This window comes from Promicromonospora sp. NPDC059942 (assembly GCF_042731755.1).
Classification (GTDB): domain Bacteria; phylum Actinomycetota; class Actinomycetes; order Actinomycetales; family Cellulomonadaceae; genus Promicromonospora.
Window position 1 is genome coordinate 1 of record NZ_JBHWLR010000011.1, and the last position, 20053, is coordinate 20053.

Here is a 20053-nt window from a genome sequence, read left to right on the forward strand (position 1 = left end):
GCCTGCTGAGAGCGAAGAAACCCCGGCCTCGAAGGGGAGCCGATCAGGGCCGGACGGGCGTCAGCGCAGGCCGAACGCCCGGGTCAGCGTCTGCGACACCGTGTTGCCGTCGCTGTCCTCGACGCTGGTGCGCAGGGTCGCGAACTGCGCGCCCCGCGGCGCCGACAGCCGGGCCGACCAGGCGTCCGGACCGTCCGTCAGCCGGTCCCTGCTCAGGTCGAGCCGCTTCCAGGTCGCCCCGTCGTCGTACGACACCTCGACCGTGGGCCGGCCCACCCGGGCCTCGATCCCGGACAGGTGCGACGGCGTCACCGTCAGCCGGGCCGTGCGCGCGGCGCGTCCCGCCAGGTCGGTGTCCACGCCGTAGTCGAGCTGGATCAGCGGCAGCGGCACGACGGCGTCCGGCCCGCTCGCCTCCGACGTGAAGTCCCACTCGGTGTGCGTGTGCGTCGAGTACGGCCCCGCCCAGTCGGCGCGGTCGTTGTCGGCCACCACGCGGTACGGCAGCCGCTCGGCGGGCAGCCCGCCGTTGACGGGCAGGAACTCGGCGTTGCCCCACAGGAGCTCGGTGTCGCCCTGGTAGAGCGTCGCCCGGTTGCGGACGTCGAAGTTGCCGCCGCCCGTGGCACCGACGTGCCCGCTGCCCGAGTCGCCCCAGCCCGGGACCGGCACGTACATCTGGTCCAGGTAGCGGATGGGCTGGTAGCCCAGCGCCGACATGCGCGGGCGCAGCACCGGCCCGAACCACGTCACGTCGCTGGTCGTGCGGGCCTTGTACAGCAGCACGTCGACGTTCGACTGCCCCATCTCGCCGGCGATGTGCGCGCTCTGCGTCCACGGCACGTCGGCGGCGACCCAGTCGGTCCGTTCGCCCTGCGCGGGGGCGGCGAGCTGGTTGCCCGCCGTCCAGCCGTGCCAGACGTCGAACCGGGCCTCCATCGCGGGACCCTGGCGGTAGTTGCGGAACGACGTGTCCACCCGCGCCAGGTCGCCCTTGGTCGAGGTCCACGTGGGCCGGGCCGGCACGGCGCCGGTCCAGTGGTGCACCACGTCGTAGGTGTACTCCGTCGTGGGCTCCGACGAGACCGTGACCTCCGGCCGGCGGGCGTCCAGCGACCGCAGCAGCTCCGCGCCCTGGCCGGACGTGAGCGTCGCGACCGTCAGCGGCGCGGGCTCGCCCGGGATCCACGGCGACTCGTCCCACGGCGCCAACCGCCCGGCGCCGTCGTGCACCACGAACAGCACCCGCGCCCCGGCGTCGGCCGCGGCCTGCGCCAGCGCCGCGATCTCGTCCGTGTCGGTGGCATGCACGACGACGGCGGTGTCCTTCAGGCCGTGCCCGTCCCCGTGCCGGGCCAGGCCGGACAGGTCGGACGCGCCCTCGGCCTCGACCACCCGCAGCGTGCGCTTCCCCGCCGGCTGCGGCGTCGCGGCCCGCTTGACCCGCAGGTCGTCCAGGCCGTCGAAGCCGCCCCGGCCCGCGAGCACCGTGAGGGCCGGCTGCTCCAGCCGGAACTGCGCCCCGAACTCGAACAGGCCCTCGGTGACCTTCTTCCCCGTGGGCAGCGCCCACAGGCTGTCGTACTCACCCCCCGGGAACATGGAGCTCGCCGTGTAGCCGCCGTTCGGGAACTGCCGGATCACGTCCAGGCGCATCGACGCCGGGTCCGTGTCCTGCGGCACCTCGGCCCGGACCTGGACCGCCTTGCGGGCGTCCAGCACGACCGACCGGTCCTGGCTCAGGTCCACGTCCACGAAGCTCAGCAGCGCCGTGCCGAGCGAGCCCGGCCCGTTCGCGCCCTCGACGTCGACCGACAGCCAGCCGCTGTAGCTGCCCACCGGCATCCGCAGCACGGCGGTGCCGTTCTCGTCCAGGTCCGCCCCGGCGAAGATCTCGTCCGACGTCACCAGCACCTTGCCGACCGCGGGGTGACCGTCGTCGCCGGTCACCGTGAGCGTCAGCTTCTGGCGCTGCCCCTCGCGGGTCCCGCCCGTCAGGGTGCGGGCCCGCACGGCCCCGGTGTCGTCCGTCGCCACGACCGTGGCGCTCAGGTCGGCCTCCGCCGGCAGGAGCGAGAGGTCGGCGACGAGATCCACCGACGCCGTGCCCTGCGCGGGCACGGTCACCGTGTCCGACGACACCGTGAGGAAGCCCGCAGGCACCGCGCCGTCGACCGCGAGGTGCAGGTCGACCGGGGTGTCGCCCAGGTTCGTGTACGTGATCGGCTTCGACGTCGGCTCGTCCGTGCCGTCGTCGAACGTGTGGAAGCCGAACCCGGCGCTCGCGGTGCCGAACACGGTCGCGGCCACGGCCGCGGGCGCGTCGAGGCGGCCGCTGCCGGCCTCGTAGGGGGTGTAGGCGGGGGTCGGCACAGCCGTGCTGACGATCGCCTCCTTGATCTGCTCCGCCGTCCAGTCCGGGTGGGCCGCCGCGACGAGCGCCGCGGTGCCCGCCACGTGCGGGGTCGCCATCGAGGTGCCGCTCATCGTCGTGTACATGCCGGAGCCGCGCACGAGCTGCGAGCGGGCCGCGAGCACGTCGACGCCGGGGGCGGTGATCTCGGGCTTGATACCGCCGTCGAGCGCGGGGCCGGTGCTGGAGAAGTCCGCCAGGGTGTCGGTCGCGTCGACGGCGCCCACGGCGAGGGCCGAGTCCGCCAGGGCGGGCGTGCTGATGGTGTGCGGGCCGCCGTTGCCGGCGGCGGTCACGAACAGCGCGCCCGTCTCGGCGGTGAGCTCGTCCACGGCCGTCGCCATCGGGTCGTCCGCGCCGGCGGGCGCGCCGCCCAGGCTCATGCTGACGATGCGGGCGTCCTGGTCGCGGGCGGCCCACTCCATGCCGGCGATGATCCAGGACTCCTGGCCCTGCCCGTTGCTGTTGAGCACCTTGCCCACGTGCAGCCGGGCGCCGGGCGCGACGCCCCGCTCCAGCCCGTCGGAGGCCGCGCCGGTACCGGCGATCGTCGAGGCGACGTGCGTGCCGTGCCCCTGGTAGTCCTCGACGTAGTCCTCGGTGTCGACGAACGTCGCGCTGGCCACGACCTGGTCGGCGAGGTCGGGGTGCGTCGGGTCGAAGCCCGTGTCGAGCACCGCGACGTCCACGCCCTCGCCGGTGTTGCCGTCGGCCCAGACGTCGGGCGCGCCGATCTGGGCGGTCGACTCGGCGAGGTCGGCGGTGACGGGGCCGTCGAGCCAGATCTTCTCGATGCCGCCGGCGAACGCGGGGGCGCCGCCGGTGGTGCGGGCGGTGTCGCGACCCCCGGCCGTCGCCGGGTCGCCGGTCAGGTCGGCCCAGAAGTCGGCCGCCTCGTCGCGGTCCTGCGTCACGGCGGCGCCGTCCACGCTGGGCAGCGCGCGCACGACGTCGGACCCGTCCAGGGGCTCGGTGCCCCGTGACCGGGCCACGGCGTCCGTGTAGCGGACGATCAGCGGCAGGCTGTCGGTGCTCGCGTCGTCGTAGCCGTTCGCGAGGAGCTGCGTGACGTCGAACAGGCGGTCGTCGAGGGTGCCGGCCGTCACGTAGGGCAGCGCCGCGTCGGGGTAGACGAAGGTGCTGCCGTCGCGCTCGGTGCGGTGGAAGGACGACGTCGTCCCGCCGGGGCCGGTGACGTTGGTGACGCTCGTGCCGTCCGCCGCCGTGGTGATGGTGACCGTGTCACCGGTGATGAGGGTGACGCTGCGGGATCCCGCCGCCGATGGCGGGAGCGCGGCGGCGGTGCCGCCCGGTGGGACCGGGCCGGCGGGGCTCGCGGGGACCGCGGCGGACGCCGTCGCGGACCCGACGGCCAGGGCCGCGGCCACGCCGGCGGCGACGAACGCCCCGGCGCGGGTGGAGATGGTGAACACAGGTGTCCCTTTCGACAGTGGTGTGCCCTTTCCTAACCGTCGGAAACGGGGTGCTGGGTTTCGCCTGTGTAACGGCCATGCCCTTTCATGACCTACTCCGGACAGATGGCAGAGAGCGGACACGCCCCGCGCCCGTTCCCGGGCGCGGGGCGTGTTGCTGACTGCCGGTCAGGCCGCCCTGCCCGACCCCTCCGCCAGGTGCCGGACCCGGTCGAGATCCGCTCCGGCGTCGGACAGGATGCCGCGGGCCGGGGACTCGGCCCGGGTGAGGCCGAGCAGGAGGTGCCCGCCGTGGATCTCCTTGGACCCGAGCCGGATCGCCTCGCGGAGCGCGAGCTCCAGCGACTTCTTGGCGTCCGGGGTGAACGGGATGTGCTTGCGGCGCCCGCGCACGGTGCGTCCCGCGCGGGCCAGCGCGCCCTCGCCGAAGGTGGCCTCGGTGGCACGCGTCACCTCGTCGAGGTCGATGCCGACGGCGGCCAGCGCGGCCGGGTCGAGCGCGTCGCCCGCGGCGATCCGGGCGCGGGCTCCCTCGACCAGGGCGGCGGTGTCCACCCCGCCGTCCGCGAGGGCGGTGCGGGCCGGGCCGGCGCTCTCGGCGAGGGCGACGAGCAGGTGGCGGCTGTCGATCTGGTCGCTGTGCGCGTCGCGGGCGACCTGCTGGGCGTCGACGACGGCGGAGCGAGCGTCCTTCGTGAACCTCTCGAACATCAGATCCTCCTGTTGTGCTTCTTGTGGACGGCCTGCCGGGTGACGCCGAGGGCGTCGGCGATCTCCTGCCACGACCAGCCGAGGCGCCGCGCACGCTCTACCTGGAGCGTCTCGAGGCGGTCGGCCAGCTCGCGCATCGCGCGGACGGCGCGCAGTCCTTCGGCGGGGTCGTCGCCGGCGGCGGACGCGGCGAGTGCTTGCTGGGTCATGTGTCAACTATGGTTGACACGGTCGCCGGATGTCAACCCTGGTTGACAGAATTTGCCGAACGAGACGTGTACCACACGCCTGTGCCGAAGAGCCCCGGAATACCGCCGGTTTCGTTCGGAACCACAAGCGATCCAGGGCTACCCTGTACGGGGATGTCTTGACGTCGAGACATCGCTTCAGCCGGGCTCCGGGCGACTACGACGTCCGAGGGCCGCATCCCGATGGAAGGACGCAGCAGGGTGGACCTGTTCGAATACCAGGCGCGCGACATCTTCGAGAAGCACGGCGTTCCCGTGCTGGGCGGGGTTGTCGCGACGACCCCCGAGGAGGCTCGCGAAGGCGCCGAGAAGCTGGGCGGCGGCACTGTCGTCGTGAAGGCCCAGGTCAAGACCGGTGGTCGCGGCAAGGCGGGCGGCGTCAAGCTGGCCCACTCGCCGGAAGAGGCCGCCGAGAAGGCCGGCGAGATCCTCGGCATGGACATCAAGGGTCACACCGTGCACCGCGTGATGATCGCCCAGGGCGCCAAGATCGCCGAGGAGTTCTACTTCTCGGTGCTGCTGGACCGGTCCAACCGCAACTACCTCGCCATGTGCTCCGTCGAGGGCGGCATGGAGATCGAGCAGCTCGCCGTCGAGCGCCCCGAGGCGCTGGCCCGCATCGCCGTCGACCCCGCCGTGGGCATCGACGAGGCCAAGGCCGCCGAGATCGTGGACGCCGCCGGCTTCGCCGAGGACATCAAGGGCAAGGTCGCCGAGGTCATCCAGGGCCTGTGGACCGTGTTCAAGGCCGAGGACGCCACGCTGGTCGAGGTGAACCCGCTGGTCAAGACGGAGGACGGCGAGATCGTCGCCCTCGACGGCAAGGTCACGCTCGACGAGAACGCCGGCTTCCGCCACGCGGACCACGCCGAGCTCGAGGACTCCGCCGCGGCCGACCCGCTGGAGGCGAAGGCCAAGGAGAACGACCTCAACTACGTGAAGCTCGACGGCGAGGTCGGCATCATCGGCAACGGCGCGGGCCTGGTCATGTCCACCCTCGACGTCGTCGCCTACGCGGGCGAGAAGCACGGCGGCGTCAAGCCCGCCAACTTCCTCGACATCGGTGGCGGCGCCAACGCGCAGGTCATGGCCAACGGCCTCGACGTGATCCTGAACGACGCGCAGGTCAAGTCGGTCTTCGTGAACGTCTTCGGCGGCATCACCGCCTGCGACGAGGTCGCCAACGGCATCGTGGGCGCGCTGGACATCCTCGGCGACGAGGCGTCCAAGCCGCTGGTCGTCCGCCTCGACGGCAACAACGTCGAGCTCGGCCGCCAGATCCTGAACGAGCGCAACCACCCGCTCGTCACCCTCGCCGACACCATGGACGGTGGCGCCGACCTCGCCGCCGCCAAGGCTGCCGCCGCCTGATCGCCCGCTGAAGACTTCGAAAGCAGAGACAAGAAGACAATGTCGATCTACCTGAACCAGGACTCGAAGATCATCGTCCAGGGCATCACGGGTGGCATGGGTGCCAAGCACACCGCCCTGATGCTGGACTCCGGCGCGACGATCGTCGGCGGCGTGAACGCCCGCAAGGCCGGCACCACGGTGACCCACAAGGACGCCGACGGGGCCGACGTGACCCTCCCGGTGTTCGGCACCGTCAAGGAGGCCATGGCCGAGACCGGCGCGGACGTCTCCGTCGTCTTCGTGCCGCCGGCCTTCACCAAGGACGCGGCCATCGAGGCCATCGACGCGGGCATCGGCCTGCTCGTGGTCATCACCGAGGGCGTGCCGGTGCAGGACACCGCCGAGGTGTGGTCGTACCTGCAGGGCAAGGAGACCCGGATGATCGGGCCGAACTGCCCCGGCATCATCACCCCGGGCGAGTCGCTCGCCGGCATCACCCCGCACACCATCACGGGCAAGGGCCCGATCGGTCTCGTGTCGAAGTCGGGCACGCTGACCTACCAGATGATGTACGAGCTGAAGGACTTCGGCTTCTCGACCGCCATCGGCATCGGCGGCGACCCGATCGTCGGCACCACGCACATCGACGCGCTCGAGGCCTTCGAGAACGACCCGGAGACCAAGGCGATCGTGATGATCGGCGAGATCGGCGGCGACGCCGAGGAGCGTGCCGCCGAGTACATCAAGGCGCACGTCACCAAGCCGGTCGTCGGCTACGTCGCGGGCTTCACCGCCCCCGAGGGCAAGACGATGGGCCACGCCGGCGCGATCGTGTCCGGCTCGGCCGGCACCGCGGCCGCCAAGAAGGAGGCCCTCGAGGCCGTCGGCGTGAAGGTCGGCAAGACGCCGTCCGAGACCGCCGACCTCATGCGGGAGATCCTGCAGGGTCTCTGACGCCTGATTGACGACGGCGGTTCCCTCTTGCGGGGGAACCGCCGTCGTCGTCACGTCCGGAGGTGTGACGCATGCTTGCGACCGAGCGGGCTGGGCCCTTTCTTCTGCGGCCGCGAGGTCGTCGCTCCTGAGTGCTGGTTCGCAAAAGGGGCGTTCCTACACCAGTTCCCCCGGTGAACTCCATACCCGGCCGTAATATCTCCCGAAGTTCACCCGGGCCACGCCGAGGGATGTCCCCGGGCTGATGCCCGGGCGCGGGTGAAGATTGCCGGGTGAGCGCACCACCCCGCCCGAGCACCGCCAGCCGTACCTCCGGCGCCCGTACGTCCCGCCCGGCGGGCAACCGTCCGACGGCCCGCCGCGGCCGCCTGGTCGAGCCGCCCGCTCCCGAGCAGGGGTCGTTCGCCCTCTCCCACGTCGTCGCCGGCGTGCTCTCGGCCGCCCAGGCCCTCGTCCTGTCCCTCGCCGTCGTGGTGCTCCCGGCGGTGGTCGCCTACCTCGTGGGCACGGCCACGCTCACCTCCGCGACGGACACCCCGGACGACGGCGTCCAGGTCCGCTCCGCCATCGATGTCGCCACCGGGCTCTGGCTGCTGGGGCACGGCGTCCCGCTGACCGCCGACGACGTGACGATCACCCTCGCCCCGCTCGGCATCGCGGCCCTCGCGCTCTTCGCCGTCTACGCCTCGGCCAAGCGGTTCGCCGCGACCTCGGTCCCCGCCTGGGCGGCGGGCACCGTCACCTACGGCCTGTGCACGACGGCGGTCGCCGCCCTCGCGGGCAGTGCCCCGGGCTGGTCGCTCGCTCTGGCACTGCCGGCCGGCCTGGTCATGGGCGGGCTCGGCATGGCGCTGGGCATCCTGGCGCGGCCGGACGCGCCGACACCGGCCGAGCTCGGCGAACGGGCCGAGGTGGTCGCCCAGCGGCTCACCGGCTTCGACCTGGTCCCCGCCACGCTGCGGCTCGGGCTGCGCGGCGGCGCGGTGGTGGTCGCGCTGCTGACGGGCGCGGCCGCGCTCCTGGTCGTGGCGTGGGCGCTGGCGGGCCGGGCCACGTCGTCGGACATCGTCACCGCCCTGGAACCGGGCTGGACCGGCGGGATCGTCTTCGCCGTGGCGCAGCTCGCGCTGCTGCCCAACCTGCTGCTGTGGGCGGTCTCCTGGCTCGCGGGGCCGGGCTTCGCCGTGGGTGAGGGGACGAGCTTCACGGTGTTCGGCACGGTCTCCGGGCCGCTGCCCGCGGTGCCGCTGCTCGGGGCGCTGCCGGGGGAGGACTGGGCCAACCCGGTCAGCGCCTGGGCGCCCCTGCTCGTGGTCGCGTGCGGCATCGTGGCGGCCCTGTTCGTGTGGCGCCGGCTGGAGCCGTCGCTGGTCCGCTGGTCGGACGTCGGCTGGGTGCTCGGCGGCATCGTCGTCGTGCCCGGGGTGCTCGTGCTGCTGGGCCAGCTGGCGGCCGCGGGCGCGGCCGGCCCGGGCCGGCTCGCCGAGGTGGGCGCAGACCCGCTCGTGACCGCGGGCCTCGTGGCCGCCGAGGTCGGCGGGGGAGCGATGGCCGTGCTGCTGGGCGCCAAGCTGGACGTGGTGGCGCGGCGCGGCGAGATCGGGGAGGACCTGGTGGCGTGGCTGCGGCGGCCGGCTCCGGTGGGCGGTGTCTCGCGCGAGGAGTCCTCGGACGGCGTGGTGCGGGGCGGCGGGGCGGCAGAGGGCGAGGGCCGGTCCGACGATCCGGACCTCGCGGCGGAGCTCGGGTTCGGGGACCCGCCGCGCGAGAGCGACGAGGACGCGGGCACGCCCGTCGAGGGCGCCGGCACACCCGTCGAGAAGGCGGCCCCGTCCGGCGACTGGGCGAGGGTCGCGGCGTACGCCGTCTCGGACCCTGAACCGGACCCCGAACCGGACACGGCACCCGAACCGGACACCGAGCCGGTGGCCGGTCCGGACGGTGGCGACGAGGCTCGCGAGGCGGGCCCGGGAAAGTAGGCTGGGGCCCGTGCAGACGCCCACCGGTCACCCCGTCGAGTCCACATCCGCCAAGCGCCTGGTGGTGCTCGCCTCGGGCGGCGGGTCCAACCTCGCCGCGCTTCTCGCAGCACACGACGACGCCGCGTACGGCGCGCGCGTGGTCGGCGTCGTCACGGACCGGCCGACGGCGGGAGCGCTCGACCTGGCGCGGGACGCCGGGGTGGCCTCCGCCGTCGTCGCGCTGAAGGACTTCGAGGACCGTGCCGCCTGGAACGACGGCGTGCTCGAGGCCATCTCGGTGTTCCAGCCCGACTACGTGATCCTGGCCGGGTTCATGCGCATCCTGGCGCCGGGCGTCGTGCGCAAGTTCGAGGGCCGGATGATCAACACGCACCCGGCCCTGCTGCCCAGCTTCCCGGGCGCGCACCCCGTGCGCGACACGCTCGCCCACGGCGTCAAGATCACCGGGTGCACCGTGCACCTGGTGGACGACGGCGTCGACACCGGCCCGATCGTCGCCCAGACCGCCGTCCCGGTGCAGGATGGCGACGACGAGCCCACCCTGACCGAGCGGATCAAGGTCGCCGAGCGCGCGCTCCTGGTCGAGACCGTCGGCCGCCTGGCGCGTGAGGGCCTGCACGTCACGGGCCGCAAGGCCGCGATCGGCCGCTGACCGCCGGGGCTCCGCCGCCGGGCCGCCGCCCGCCCGCAGCCGGGGCTCCGCCGTCGGGCCGCCGCCCGTCCGTCCGCCCGCACTGGCTCCTTTCCTTTGAGGCCCAGGTTTCTTCGCTTTGCGACCGCCCAAAGCGAAGAAACCTGGGCCTCAAAGGTGAGTGGCGGACGCCGGTTATCCACAGGCTGACTGTGTTTCACCAGCTTTGATGGTTGTTGCGTGCTGATATTGAGTCATGCGACCACTCAAGCCCCTGCCCTCGCAGCTGGAGCTCATCGCCGACCGGCAGGAGGGGCTGATCTCCGCCGCACAGCTCGACGGCATCGGCGTCGACGCCCAGTGGCGGTACCGGCTCGTCCGGCAGTGCCGGCTGATCCGTGTCACGCAGGGCGTGTACGACACCGACGTCGTACCGCCCGCCGACCGGTCACGTCCGGACCTGCTGGACCACCTCCGACGTCGTCCCGCGTGGCTCGGCCTGCTGGCCGCCGGCCCGGGATCGACCGCCGTCGGCCTGTCCGCCCTCGCGCTGTACAAGGTCAAGGGGCTGCCGCGCACCATCCTCTCCGAGGTGGTCGCGCCCGACGGGCACTGGCGGCCCGGGCGGGACGGCATCACGTTCCACAAGCGCGGCGACATGGTGACCGGCCGGTTCGCCGGCGACTTCCGGATCGCGAGCGTCGCGGACGCGCTCGCCCTCGGCGTCGGGAAGATGCGCCGGGACGACGCCGTGGCCGCGATGGACGACCTGCTGCACACGCGGTCGGCCACGGCGGACGACCTGGCCCGGGCCCACGACCTGGCGCGCGGGCATCGCACCGTCGAGGCGACGCATCCCTGGTGGCGCCTGGCGGACGGCCGGTCGGAGTCGCCCCTCGAGTCCGTCGCGCGGCTGGCCTGTCTCGACTCGGGGATCCCGCCGGACACCCTGCAGCTCGTGCTCCTGGGGCCCGACGGCGACCACCTCGGCCGGGTCGACCTCGCCTGGCGGCTGCCGGACGGCACCTGGCTGCTCGTCGAGATCGACGGCGTCGAGGTGCACGGCGCGCCGGCCGCGGTGTTCCGGGACCGCACGCGGCAGAACGCGCTGGCGTCGGCGGGCGGCTCGCGCCTGCTGCGGTTCACGGCGAAGGACCTCCGGGTCCGCATGCCGGAGGTCCTGTCCGCGTTGCTGCGCGAGGCCGGCTGGACGCCCGGCAACTACGACGACGTCGGCGTCCCGGTCACCGTGGGCGCTCCGGCCGCCGTCCCGCTCTCGCCGCGCTCTCCGCGTCGATAACCGCTCCGCTCTCCGCGTCGATAACCGCTCCGCTCTCCGCGTCGATAACCGCTCCGCTCACCGCGTCGACGACCGCTCCGCTCGCCGCCCCGCTCACCGCGTCGATAACCGCTCCGCTCACCGCGTCGACGACCGCTCCGCTCGCCGCCCCGTCGATAACCGCTCCGACGGATCGCCTTTGAGGCCCGGGTTTCTTCTCTTTGCGGCCGCCCAAAGACAAGAAACCCGGGCCTCAAAGGGGAGTGGGCGACGGCGCCCACGCTGCCGGCGTCATGAGGCGGACATTTCACCCGGTACGTTGTGCGGCGTGACTGGGGAGACGACGACGGCGGGGCCGGCTGACCTGGGAAGCGCGGCAACCGTGAGCCCGGACCTGACGAGCCCGAACCCGACGAGCTCGGGCCCGACGAGCCCGGACCCGACGAGCCCGGACCCGACGAGCCCGGATCCGACGAGCCCCGAACCGCCGCTGCGGCGGAACGTCGCGTACCTGCTGCTCACGACCGGGCGGTTCGCGCAGGCGATCGGCGCCGGCGTCGGCACGTTCGCGGTCCCGCTGCTCGCGTTCGAGGTCACGGGGTCGGTGGGCCAGGCGGGCCTGATCAGCGGCATCGGCCAGGCAGGGGCGCTGCTGGCCACGCTCCCGGCGGGCGTCGTGGCCGACCGGGTCAACCGGCGCGTGCTCCTCGTCGCCGCCGCGGCGACGGGTACCGCCCTGTGGGCCACGGTCGTCGCCGCCGGGCTGGCCGGGACGCTCGGCGCGTGGCACCTGGCAGCGGTGCTGTTCGGCTCGTCGATGGTGAGCGCGTTCGTGAACCCGGCGTCGGGCGGCGCATTGCGCGCCGTCGTCCCGCCCGCCCAGATGGCGAACGCGATGGCCGTGAACCAGGGGCGAATGGCGGCGGTCGCGCTGTTCGCGGGACCGGTTGGCGGGTTCCTGTACGGCATGGCGCACGTGCTGCCGTTCTTCGCGTCGGTGGTGGGGCATCTGATCGAGGTGGTCGCGGTGTCGTTCGTCCGCAAGCCCTTGAACGGCGAGCGGACCCAGCAGAACCACCCGCTCGCCGACCTGCGCGAGGGCCTGGCCTTCGTCGGCGCCGTGCCGCTGTTCCGCGCGGTGCTTGTGCTCATCACGCTGCTCAACCTGACGTCGATCGCGCTGGTCGTGGCGATCAACCTGGAGCTGGTCCGCACCGGCACGGACCCGCGGCTCATCGGGCTCGTCGACGCGTGCGCCGGCGTCAGCATGCTGGCCGGCGCGATCGTCGCCGGGCCGATCGTGCGGCGCACCCGCGTCGGCCGGCTGGGGATCCTGGCCGTCGGCGTGCTCGCCGGCGCGTTGGTCGTGATGGCGCTGGCCCCGGCGTACTGGGTGTTCGTGGCGATGCTGGCCGTCGGCGTCTTCCTCTACCCGGCGCTCAACGCGGGCTTCACCGGCTACCTCACGGTGATCGTCCCGGACCGCATGATGGGCCGGGCCACGTCCCTGCTCGGGCTGACCGGCCTGATCGCCGCCCCGGCCGCACCCGTGCTGGGCAGTGCGCTCCTGGAGGGCTGGGGCATCGGCGTCACGTTGTGGGTGATGGTGGGCGCCATGGTGGCGGTGCTCGTGGCGCTCCGGCTCACCCGCCCGCTGATGCGCATCGGCCGCCCGGACACGTGGGCGGCCGACGCGCTGGAGTAGCCGGGATCCAGCGGGGCCGCTCAGGTCTCCGGGACGGGTTCGCTCGCCAGGTCCCGCGGCCCGAGGGCGTAGAGGATCTGGTAGAACTTCCGCTCCGGGTCGTCGGGCTCGGCCTTCTTGGCGGCTCCCGTCCGGTCCCACCACTTCTCCATGACGGCGAGCACCTCGGCGGTCATCTCCTCCGCCTCGTCGCGCGTGAAGAAGGCCCCGCTGGCCATGCCCTCGTGGAAGTCCTCCCGGGCGCCGGGGGCCTCGCGGTCGCGCAGGAACATGGCCCGCAGCCAGCGCAGGTAGGGGTCGATGGCGTTCTCCGCACCTGCGAGGTTGCGGTCCACGATGAACTGCTCCACCACGGGCCGCCACACCCGGTCCCGCTTGTCCCGGGCGAGCTCCGGCGCCTCCTCGATGAAGTGGTGCCTGGCCAGCACCCGCAGGTGGAAGCTGATCGAGTTCGCCGGCACGTCCAGCGTCCGGGCGAGGTCGGCGGCGCGCGCGTGCTCGCGGACGTTGAGCTCGATCAGGATCCGCTGCCGCACCGGGTGCGCCATGGCGCGCAGCGTCTCCGGGTCGGTGATCTGGAGGGGTTCCTTCGATGCCATCGGGCCAGGCTAGCAAGATCCCGCAACAACAGATGCGCAACTATCATTGCGCAATTACCGTTGCGGACTTTACGGTGTCCGCATGACGACGGACGAGGCCCGCGCGGCGGGCGAGGCGGCGACGGGAACGACGCCCAAGAGCGAGAGGACGGCGCCCCTCTGGCGCAACCGCTCCTACCGGCTGCTCCTCACGGGCGCGACGGCGGAGGACGTGGGCGCGGCGGTCGGCGCCTTCGCGGTGCCGCTGCTCGCCTACGCGGTCACGGGGTCCGTGGTGCAGGCCGGCGTGATCGCGTTCGTCGGCCAGCTCGGCTCGGTGCTCCTGACGCTGCCGGCCGGCGTCATCGTGGACCGGGTGGACCGCCGTCGGCTCATCATGGTCGGCAGCGCGGTCGCGGCGCTCGCCTGGGCCAGCGTGGTGGTCGCCGGCCTGGTGGACGGCCTCTCGGTCACCGCCCCGCACCTGGCCGGGGCGCTGTTCGTGTCGTCCGCGGTCGGTGCGCTCATGGACCCCGCGGGCACGGCCGCCCTGCACGCCGTCGTCCGCACCGAGCAGCTCGGACAGGCCATGTCGGTCGCGCAGGGGCGCGACGCCGCGGCCACCCTGCTCCAAGGGCCGCTCGGCGGGCTGCTCTACGGCATGAGCACGGTGCTGCCCTTCGCGGTGTCCGCGGCGGGCCGGCTGGTCTCCGTGGCCGCCACGTCCCTGGTGCGGGAGCCGCTCAACGGCGACCTCGACGCGGCGCGCGCCGAGCATCCCGTGGCGGCGCTGCGGGAGGGGCTGCGCTACGTGTTCGGCGTGCCCCTGCTCCGCGCGTCGCTCTGGCTGTTCATGCTGGTCAACGTGGTCCTGAACGGCATGATGGTGGCGATCAACCTGCACCTGGTGAGCACCGGGACGGCGCCCGCGCTCATCGGCCTGATCAACACCGCGGTCGGGGTGGGGGTGCTCCTGGGCTCGGTCCTCGCGGGTGTGCTCGTCCAGCGGGTGCGCGTGGGCGTCCTCACGGTGCTGACGCTCGGCGTCTCCGGCGTCGCCGTCGTGCTGATGGCGGTGTTCCCGACCTACTGGGGGTTCGTCGCCGCGCTGACGGGGATGATGTTCTTCGCGCCCGCGCTCAACGCCGGGATGCTCTCGTACGCCACGGCGATCACGCCAGGGCAGATGCAGGGGCGCATGGCCGCCACGATGGGGCTCACCGGGCTGGTGGCCGGACCGGCGGCGCCGCTCGTCGGCAGCGTGCTCCTCGCGAGCCTCGGGATCGGTCCCGCGATGTGGCTGTTCGCTGCCGCGTGGGCCGTGCTGTTCCTGGCCATGTTCCTGGTGCGTCCGCTGTGGCGCATCGGCCTGCCGGGCACCTGGGCGGCCGACGTCGTCGAGTGGCCGACGACGCGCGCGCCGTCGGCCACCTGACCCGTCAGACGGCGGACCAGCCGCCGTCCGCCGCGATGATCGCGCCGTTCAGGTTCACCGAGTCCTTGGACAGCAGGAAGGTGATGGTCGCGGCCAGCTCCTCGGCCATGGCGAGGCTGAGGATGTTGACCTGGTGGGGCCGCAGCACCGGCGCGCCGAACTCGGCCTGGCCGGGTACCGGGATGCCCGTGGCCACGCCGCCGGGCGCGACGGCGTTGGTGCGGATGCCGCTCTTCGCGTACATCACGGCGTTGGACTTGGTCAGGCCGACCACCGCGTGCTTGGACGCCGTGTAGGCGACGCCGGCGGCCGAACCGCGCAGCCCCGCCTCGGAGGCGACGTTGACGATGCGCCCCTCCTTCGCGGCCAGCATCCCGGGCACGACGGCGCGGGTGAGCCGCATGGTGCCCTCCAGGTTCACGCGCAGCACCCGCTCCCAGAGGGCGTCGCTCACCTCGTGGACGGCCGACATGTCGTCCATGATCCCGGCGACGTTGGCCAGCGCGTCCACGCGGTCGCCCGCGGCGGCCACGATGCGGTCGACGTCGTCCTGGGCGGAGATGTCGCCCGCGACGGGGACGATCTCGGCGCCGGCCGGGAGGCCGGTCAGCGTGGCGGCGAGCTCGTCGAGCTTCTCCGCGGAGATGTCGGCGGCGATCACGCGGCCGCCCTCGCGCGCCACGCGCGAGGCGACGGCCCGGCCGATGCCGGACGCCGCACCCGTGACCACGACGGTCTGTCCGGCGAAGCGGCCGGGGGTGATCTGCTCGGCCCAGCCAGCCGCGGTCTGCGCTTCTCCGGCGGCCGCCGCGTCGGCCTCGGCAGCCTCCTCCGGTGCCGCCTCCCGGTATGCCGCGACCAGCGCGTCGAGCGCCTCGGCCGGGAACTTGCCGCCGGACAGCGCCACGAGCTGCTCCAGCGGCAGGCCGCGGGCGGGGGCGAGCGAGTCCGGCGTCGCCCCGCCCTGGGCGAGGAAGGCCGCGAGGACGCGGCCGCCGACGGGGTGGTCGAGCCAGTCGCCGACGGTGGAACGGACGGTCAGTGCCATGGTGTGCTCCTCGAACGGGGTTGGTACCGGACAACACTGTCCGGTATCTAGAATACCGCTATGACCGGTGTACTTCGCGACCCCCGACCCGGCGCCCTTCCGCACGGCACGAAGCGCCGCGGCGGGGCACCCAACCTCGGTCCGCGCGCCGCGGCGGGCAACCGGGCGGCGCTGCTGGCCGCGGCCCGCGAGGTCTTCGGTTCCGCCGGGACCGGCGCGCCGCTGAGCGCGGTCGCCAAGCGCGCCGGCGTCGGGCAGGGGAGCCTCTACCGGCACTTCCCGGACCGCATGGACCTCGTCGTCGCCGTCTTCGACGAGCAGGTCGTCGCCGTCGAGGAGCGCGCCGCGACCCCCGACGCCGACCTGGCCGACCTGCTCGGCCTGGTGACGCGGCACGCCGTCGACTCGGTCGGGTTCGTGGACCTGGTGCGCTCGCGGGTGCCCGCGGACGAGCGGGTCGTCGCCCTGGGGGAGCGGGTCGCCGTCGCGCTGGGCACCCGGCTGGCGGGCGCGATCGAGTCGGGTGACGTCCCGGCGGGGACGACGCCGGACGACCTGCTGCTCGCGGTGGCCATGATGGCCGGCGGGCTGTCGCAGGCCGAGGGCGAGGACCGGGAGCGCCGGGCGCGCCGGGCCTGGGAGCTGCTGGGCTTCGAGGTCCGGGTCCCGGACGCCGTCTAGCCGCGCCGCGCCGCCGCCTGCTGCCCGCCGATCCAGCCGAACACGGCTGCCGGGCCGATCGTCGAGCCCGGCCCGGGGTAGGTGCGCCCCATCACCGACGCCGTCGTGTTGCCGGCCGCGTACAGGCCGGGGATGGCAGTGCCGTCGGTCCGCAGCACGCGGGCGCGCTCGTCGGTGAGCAGCCCGCCCTTGGTGCCCAGGTCGCCGGGCACGATCTTGAGGGCGGAGAAGGGGCCGCGCTCGATCGGGCCGAGGTTCGGGTTGGGCCGCACCGTCGGGTCCGAGTAGTACCGGTCGTACGCGGAGTCCCCGCGGCCGAAGTCCGTGTCCTTGCCGGTCCGGGCGAACTCGTTGAACCGCGTGACGGTGTCCCGGAACGCCGCGGGGTCGAGCCCGAGCTTGTCCGCCAGCTCCGCGAGCGTGTCCGCGTACACGAGCGTGCCGTCCTCCACGTAGCGCCTGCGGCCGCCCAGCAGCGACGTGTTGAGGTAGCGCCGTCGCGCGCGGACGTCCATGACCAGCCACGACGGGATCGCCGGCACCTCCTCGTCCCGCTCCAGCATCGCGTGGCCGAAGTCGATGTAGCTCGTGGACTCGTTGACGAACCGGGCTCCCGAGGAGTCCACCACGATCGAGTACGGCATGGACCGCTCGGACAGCACGAAGCCGTGCATCCCCTCGTCGCCGTTGTCCACGCCGGCGCCCCACCAGGCGTCGTCCATGAGCGCGAGCGCGCCACCGGCGTCGGCCCCGGCCTCGATGGCCGTGCCCTGGTCGTCCCGGGAGGCGGCGCTCCAGCCGGGCACGCCGTGGTGCTCCTGGCGCCATGCGGTCCGGTGGGCGAACCCGCCCGCGCCGAGCACGACGCCGCCCTGTGCGCGCACGGTGCGGCGATCCTCCGGCGGGCCGACGACGGCCCCGACCACGGCGCCGTCCTCCACCAGCAGCTCCGTCAGCGGGGTGCCGAGCCGCACCTCCGTGCCCTGCGCCCGCACGACCTCCATCAGGGAGCAGGCCAGGGCCGCACCCATGCCCACCTGCTTCTTGCCGGTGAGCAGGCCGCCCAGCACCCGGAACACCAGCCGGGCCCCGCGGACGAAGCCGGACGGCGTGGACCAGGCCCGGCCCAGCTCGTAGAAGTCGTCGTTCATCACGGCGAGCGGCACGCCGTCCTTGACGCGGGACCGCTCGATCCAGTCGCCGAGCCGCCTCGTGTCGTACGGCCGGGGCTCGATGGAGCGGCCGATCTTGCCGCCGGGGCGCTCGGGGTAGTAGTCGGGGTACTTCTTCGCGGCCGCCCAGCGCACCCCGTGCCGCTCCAGCGTCGTGACCAGCTCGTCCACGGTGTCGAGGAACGCCTCCCGGCGGGCGGTCGAGCTCGCCGGGCCCACGTCGCCGACCGCCGCCTTCAGGTACGTCAGCGCCTCCTCGCGGGAGTCGGCGATCCCCGCGCGCCGCATCACCGGGTTGTCCGGCAGCCACAGCCCGCCGCCGCTGCGCATCGTGGTGCCGCCCCAGCGGTCCGCCGACTCCACGACCAGCACCTTCGCCCCGGCGTCCGCCGCGGCGATCGCCGCGCCGAGCCCGGCCGCGCCCGTCCCGGCCACCAGTACGTCGACCACTTCCTCCTGCGTCATCGCAGCTCCCTCCGGCTCCTACCGGACGACGTTGTCCGGTTGGGGCACAACCTACTCCCGTGCCCCCGGAGGGCCGCAAGACCCCGGGGCCGGAACCGCACGGCCCGGCCACCGCTAGACTGCACCTGGCCGTGACTGGCGAGGGTGGGTCACCACCGGGGAGCGGCCGACCGACCCGTGATGCGCGCCGCCCGCCTGGGTGCCAGGGTTTTCCACGAGGCTACTTCCGAGGAGAACCGCCATGTCCGGCGCCCCGTCCACCCCTGACGTCCAGCTCACCGACGACTCGCAGCGCCCCGTCCGGCGCGCGCTGCTGAGCGTCTACGACAAGACCGGCCTGATCGAGCTCGCCACCGCGCTGCACGACGCCGGCGTCGAGCTGGTCTCGACCGGGTCCACCGCGTCGAAGATCGCCGACGCGGGCATCCCCGTCACCCCGGTCGAGGAGCTCACCGGCTTCCCCGAGTGCCTGGAGGGCCGCGTCAAGACGCTGCACCCCCGCGTGCACGCCGGCATCCTGGCCGACACCCGCAAGCAGGACCACCTCGACCAGCTCGCCCAGCTCGAGATCTCGCCGTTCGAGCTCGTCGTCGTCAACCTCTACCCGTTCGCGGCCACCGTCGCGTCGGGCGCCGGGCCGGACGCCGTCGTCGAGCAGATCGACATCGGCGGGCCTTCGATGGTGCGCGCGGCGGCCAAGAACCACCCGTCCGTCGCCGTCGTCGTGGACCCGGCGCGCTACGCCGACGTCGTGACGGCCGTGCGGGCCGGCGGCTTCACCTACGCCCAGCGCAAGGCGCTCGCCGCCGCCGCGTTCGTGCACACCGCGACGTACGACGTCGCGGTGGCGTCCTGGATGGGCTCCGTCGTCTCCCCGACGGACGCCGTGGACGGTGCCGACGGACCGGTCTCGACCGGCTTCCCGGCGTGGGTCGGCGGCACCTGGGACCGCGCCGACGTGCTGCGCTACGGCGAGAACCCGCACCAGCGCGCCGCCCTGTACACCCGCGGCGACGGCGTCACGGGCCTGGCCCAGGCCGAGCAGCTGCACGGCAAGGCCATGAGCTACAACAACTACGTCGACGCCGACGCCGCGTGGCGCGCCGCCTGGGACCACGAGGGTCCCGCCGTCGCGATCATCAAGCACGCCAACCCGTGCGGCATCGCCGTCGGCGGCGACATCGCCGAGGCGCACGCCCGGGCGCACGCGACCGACCCGGTCAGCGCGTACGGCGGCGTGATCGCCGCCAACCGCACCGTCACGGCCGACGCCGCCCGGCAGATCGCCCCGGTGTTCACCGAGGTCGTCGTTGCCCCCGGCTTCGAGCCGGAGGCGCTGGAGATCCTCCAGGCCAAGAAGAACATCCGGCTGCTCGTGGTCCCCGAGGCGCCGGCTGGCTCCGTGGAGACCCGGCCCATCTCGGGCGGGCTGCTCATGCAGGCCACCGACCGGTTCCAGGCCGACGGCGACGCCCCCGAGAACTGGACGCTGGCGACCGGCGAGGCGGCGTCGCCCGAGGTGCTCGCCGACCTCGCGTTCGCCTGGAAGGCCGTGCGCGCCGCCAAGTCGAACGCGATCCTCCTGGCGCGCGACGGGGCCGCGGTCGGCATCGGCATGGGTCAGGTCAACCGCGTGGACTCGTGCCGCCTCTCGGTCGAGCGCGCCAACACCCTGGCCGAGGGCGAGTCCGGCCCCGTCGAGCGCGCCCGCGGCGCCGTCGCGGCCTCCGACGCGTTCTTCCCGTTCGCCGACGGTCTCCAGGTGCTGCTCGACGCCGGGGTCACCGCCGTCGTGCAGCCGGGCGGGTCGATCCGCGACGAGGAGGTCGTCAAGGCCGCCGAGGCGGCCGGCGTCACGATGTACCTGACGGGCACGCGCCACTTCGCGCACTGACGTTCTCTCCGGGCCCGGCCCGGCTTCCGGGCCGCCGCAGCTCCCCTTTGAGGCCCGGGTTTCTTCGCTTT

The 20053-nt window shown here is 73.7% G+C and carries 15 protein-coding genes; 9 read left to right on the top strand and 6 right to left on the bottom strand.

All coding sequences use genetic code 11. The features are described 5' to 3' along the window. Positions 1–60 precede the first annotated feature (60 nt). The 3 genes from ACFV9Q_RS18130 to ACFV9Q_RS18140 all read right to left on the bottom strand — a co-directional run bounded on the left by ACFV9Q_RS18130 (position 61) and on the right by ACFV9Q_RS18140 (position 4766). The gene (locus ACFV9Q_RS18130) at positions 61–3846 is read right to left on the bottom strand and encodes a S8 family serine peptidase (protein WP_377235524.1); all 3786 of its coding nucleotides are present in this window, start codon (positions 3844–3846) and stop codon (positions 61–63) included. A 168-nt stretch (positions 3847–4014) separates the two neighbouring features. Further along, positions 4015–4557 carry a Clp protease N-terminal domain-containing protein gene (locus ACFV9Q_RS18135; RefSeq protein WP_377235525.1) on the bottom strand — a complete coding sequence of 181 codons (543 nt, stop codon included), beginning with the start codon at positions 4555–4557 and terminating at the stop codon, positions 4015–4017. Continuing rightward, the gene (locus ACFV9Q_RS18140) at positions 4557–4766 is read right to left on the bottom strand and encodes an RNA polymerase subunit sigma-70 (protein ID WP_377231499.1); all 210 of its coding nucleotides are present in this window, start codon (positions 4764–4766) and stop codon (positions 4557–4559) included. The genes ACFV9Q_RS18135 and ACFV9Q_RS18140 overlap by 1 nt, the downstream gene beginning before the upstream one ends. A 240-nt stretch (positions 4767–5006) precedes the next feature. On the opposite strand from ACFV9Q_RS18140, the gene sucC reads away from it, so the two are divergent. The 6 genes from sucC (at position 5007) to ACFV9Q_RS18170 (ending at position 12709) form a co-directional block, all read left to right on the top strand. Beyond that, positions 5007–6176, top strand: coding sequence for an ADP-forming succinate--CoA ligase subunit beta (gene sucC / locus ACFV9Q_RS18145; RefSeq protein ID WP_377235526.1), 1170 nt, complete (start codon positions 5007–5009; stop codon positions 6174–6176). Between the two features lie 39 nt (positions 6177–6215). Next, positions 6216–7112 (top strand): succinate--CoA ligase subunit alpha, encoded by an 897-nt coding sequence (gene sucD / locus ACFV9Q_RS18150; protein WP_377235527.1) that lies wholly within the window; start codon positions 6216–6218, stop codon positions 7110–7112. 272 nt (positions 7113–7384) lie between these two features. After that, a complete protein-coding gene (locus ACFV9Q_RS18155; RefSeq protein WP_377235528.1) occupies positions 7385–9091 on the top strand; it encodes a DUF6350 family protein in 1707 nt (568 codons plus the stop codon). A gap of 10 nt (positions 9092–9101) precedes the next feature. Beyond that, positions 9102–9746, top strand: coding sequence for a phosphoribosylglycinamide formyltransferase (gene purN / locus ACFV9Q_RS18160; RefSeq protein WP_377235529.1), 645 nt, complete (start codon positions 9102–9104; stop codon positions 9744–9746). Between the two features lie 235 nt (positions 9747–9981). Then, positions 9982–11025, top strand: a complete 1044-nt coding sequence (locus ACFV9Q_RS18165; protein WP_377235530.1) for a hypothetical protein — start codon at positions 9982–9984, stop codon at positions 11023–11025. A gap of 307 nt (positions 11026–11332) precedes the next feature. Then, entirely contained in the window at positions 11333–12709 is a 1377-nt protein-coding gene (locus tag ACFV9Q_RS18170) for an MFS transporter (protein WP_377235531.1), read from the top strand. 20 nt (positions 12710–12729) lie between these two features. On the opposite strand, the gene ACFV9Q_RS18175 is transcribed toward ACFV9Q_RS18170, so the two are convergent. After that, positions 12730–13308 carry a winged helix-turn-helix domain-containing protein gene (locus ACFV9Q_RS18175; RefSeq protein WP_377235532.1) on the bottom strand — a complete coding sequence of 193 codons (579 nt, stop codon included), beginning with the start codon at positions 13306–13308 and terminating at the stop codon, positions 12730–12732. Between the two features lie 82 nt (positions 13309–13390). Here ACFV9Q_RS18175 and ACFV9Q_RS18180 point away from each other — a divergent pair, with 82 nt between their 5' ends. Next, a complete protein-coding gene (locus tag ACFV9Q_RS18180; RefSeq protein ID WP_377235533.1) occupies positions 13391–14722 on the top strand; it encodes an MFS transporter in 1332 nt (443 codons plus the stop codon). 4 nt (positions 14723–14726) lie between these two features. On the opposite strand, the gene ACFV9Q_RS18185 is transcribed toward ACFV9Q_RS18180, so the two are convergent. Continuing rightward, the gene (locus ACFV9Q_RS18185; RefSeq protein ID WP_377235534.1) at positions 14727–15770 is read right to left on the bottom strand and encodes an SDR family NAD(P)-dependent oxidoreductase; all 1044 of its coding nucleotides are present in this window, start codon (positions 15768–15770) and stop codon (positions 14727–14729) included. Positions 15771–15830: 60 nt separating this feature from the next. Here ACFV9Q_RS18185 and ACFV9Q_RS18190 point away from each other — a divergent pair, with 60 nt between their 5' ends. Next, the gene (locus tag ACFV9Q_RS18190; protein ID WP_377235535.1) at positions 15831–16451 is read left to right on the top strand and encodes a TetR/AcrR family transcriptional regulator; all 621 of its coding nucleotides are present in this window, start codon (positions 15831–15833) and stop codon (positions 16449–16451) included. Here ACFV9Q_RS18190 and ACFV9Q_RS18195 read toward each other — a convergent pair. Then, entirely contained in the window at positions 16448–18088 is a 1641-nt protein-coding gene (locus tag ACFV9Q_RS18195; RefSeq protein ID WP_377235536.1) for an FAD-dependent oxidoreductase, read from the bottom strand. The two genes, ACFV9Q_RS18190 and ACFV9Q_RS18195, sit on opposite strands and share 4 nt — an antisense overlap. A 241-nt stretch (positions 18089–18329) precedes the next feature. On the opposite strand from ACFV9Q_RS18195, the gene purH reads away from it, so the two are divergent. Next, positions 18330–19982 carry a bifunctional phosphoribosylaminoimidazolecarboxamide formyltransferase/IMP cyclohydrolase gene (purH, locus tag ACFV9Q_RS18200; protein ID WP_377235537.1) on the top strand — a complete coding sequence of 551 codons (1653 nt, stop codon included), beginning with the start codon at positions 18330–18332 and terminating at the stop codon, positions 19980–19982. The last annotated feature ends 71 nt before the right edge of the window (positions 19983–20053 follow it).

Bases quoted from the DNA above. Each gene is read 5' to 3' on its own strand.
- ACFV9Q_RS18195 (WP_377235536.1), bottom strand. From the start codon at position 18,088: ATGACGCAGGAGGAAGTGGTCGACGTACTGGTGGCCGGGACGGGCGCG.
- ACFV9Q_RS18180 (WP_377235533.1), top strand. From the start codon at position 13,391: ATGACGACGGACGAGGCCCGCGCGGCGGGCGAGGCGGCGACGGGAACG.
- ACFV9Q_RS18185 (WP_377235534.1), bottom strand. From the start codon at position 15,770: ATGGCACTGACCGTCCGTTCCACCGTCGGCGACTGGCTCGACCACCCC.
- ACFV9Q_RS18140 (WP_377231499.1), bottom strand. From the start codon at position 4,766: ATGACCCAGCAAGCACTCGCCGCGTCCGCCGCCGGCGACGACCCCGCC.
- purH (WP_377235537.1), top strand. From the start codon at position 18,330: ATGTCCGGCGCCCCGTCCACCCCTGACGTCCAGCTCACCGACGACTCG.
- ACFV9Q_RS18175 (WP_377235532.1), bottom strand. From the start codon at position 13,308: ATGGCATCGAAGGAACCCCTCCAGATCACCGACCCGGAGACGCTGCGC.
- ACFV9Q_RS18190 (WP_377235535.1), top strand. From the start codon at position 15,831: ATGACCGGTGTACTTCGCGACCCCCGACCCGGCGCCCTTCCGCACGGC.
- ACFV9Q_RS18165 (WP_377235530.1), top strand. From the start codon at position 9,982: ATGCGACCACTCAAGCCCCTGCCCTCGCAGCTGGAGCTCATCGCCGAC.
- sucD (WP_377235527.1), top strand. From the start codon at position 6,216: ATGTCGATCTACCTGAACCAGGACTCGAAGATCATCGTCCAGGGCATC.
- ACFV9Q_RS18135 (WP_377235525.1), bottom strand. From the start codon at position 4,557: ATGTTCGAGAGGTTCACGAAGGACGCTCGCTCCGCCGTCGTCGACGCC.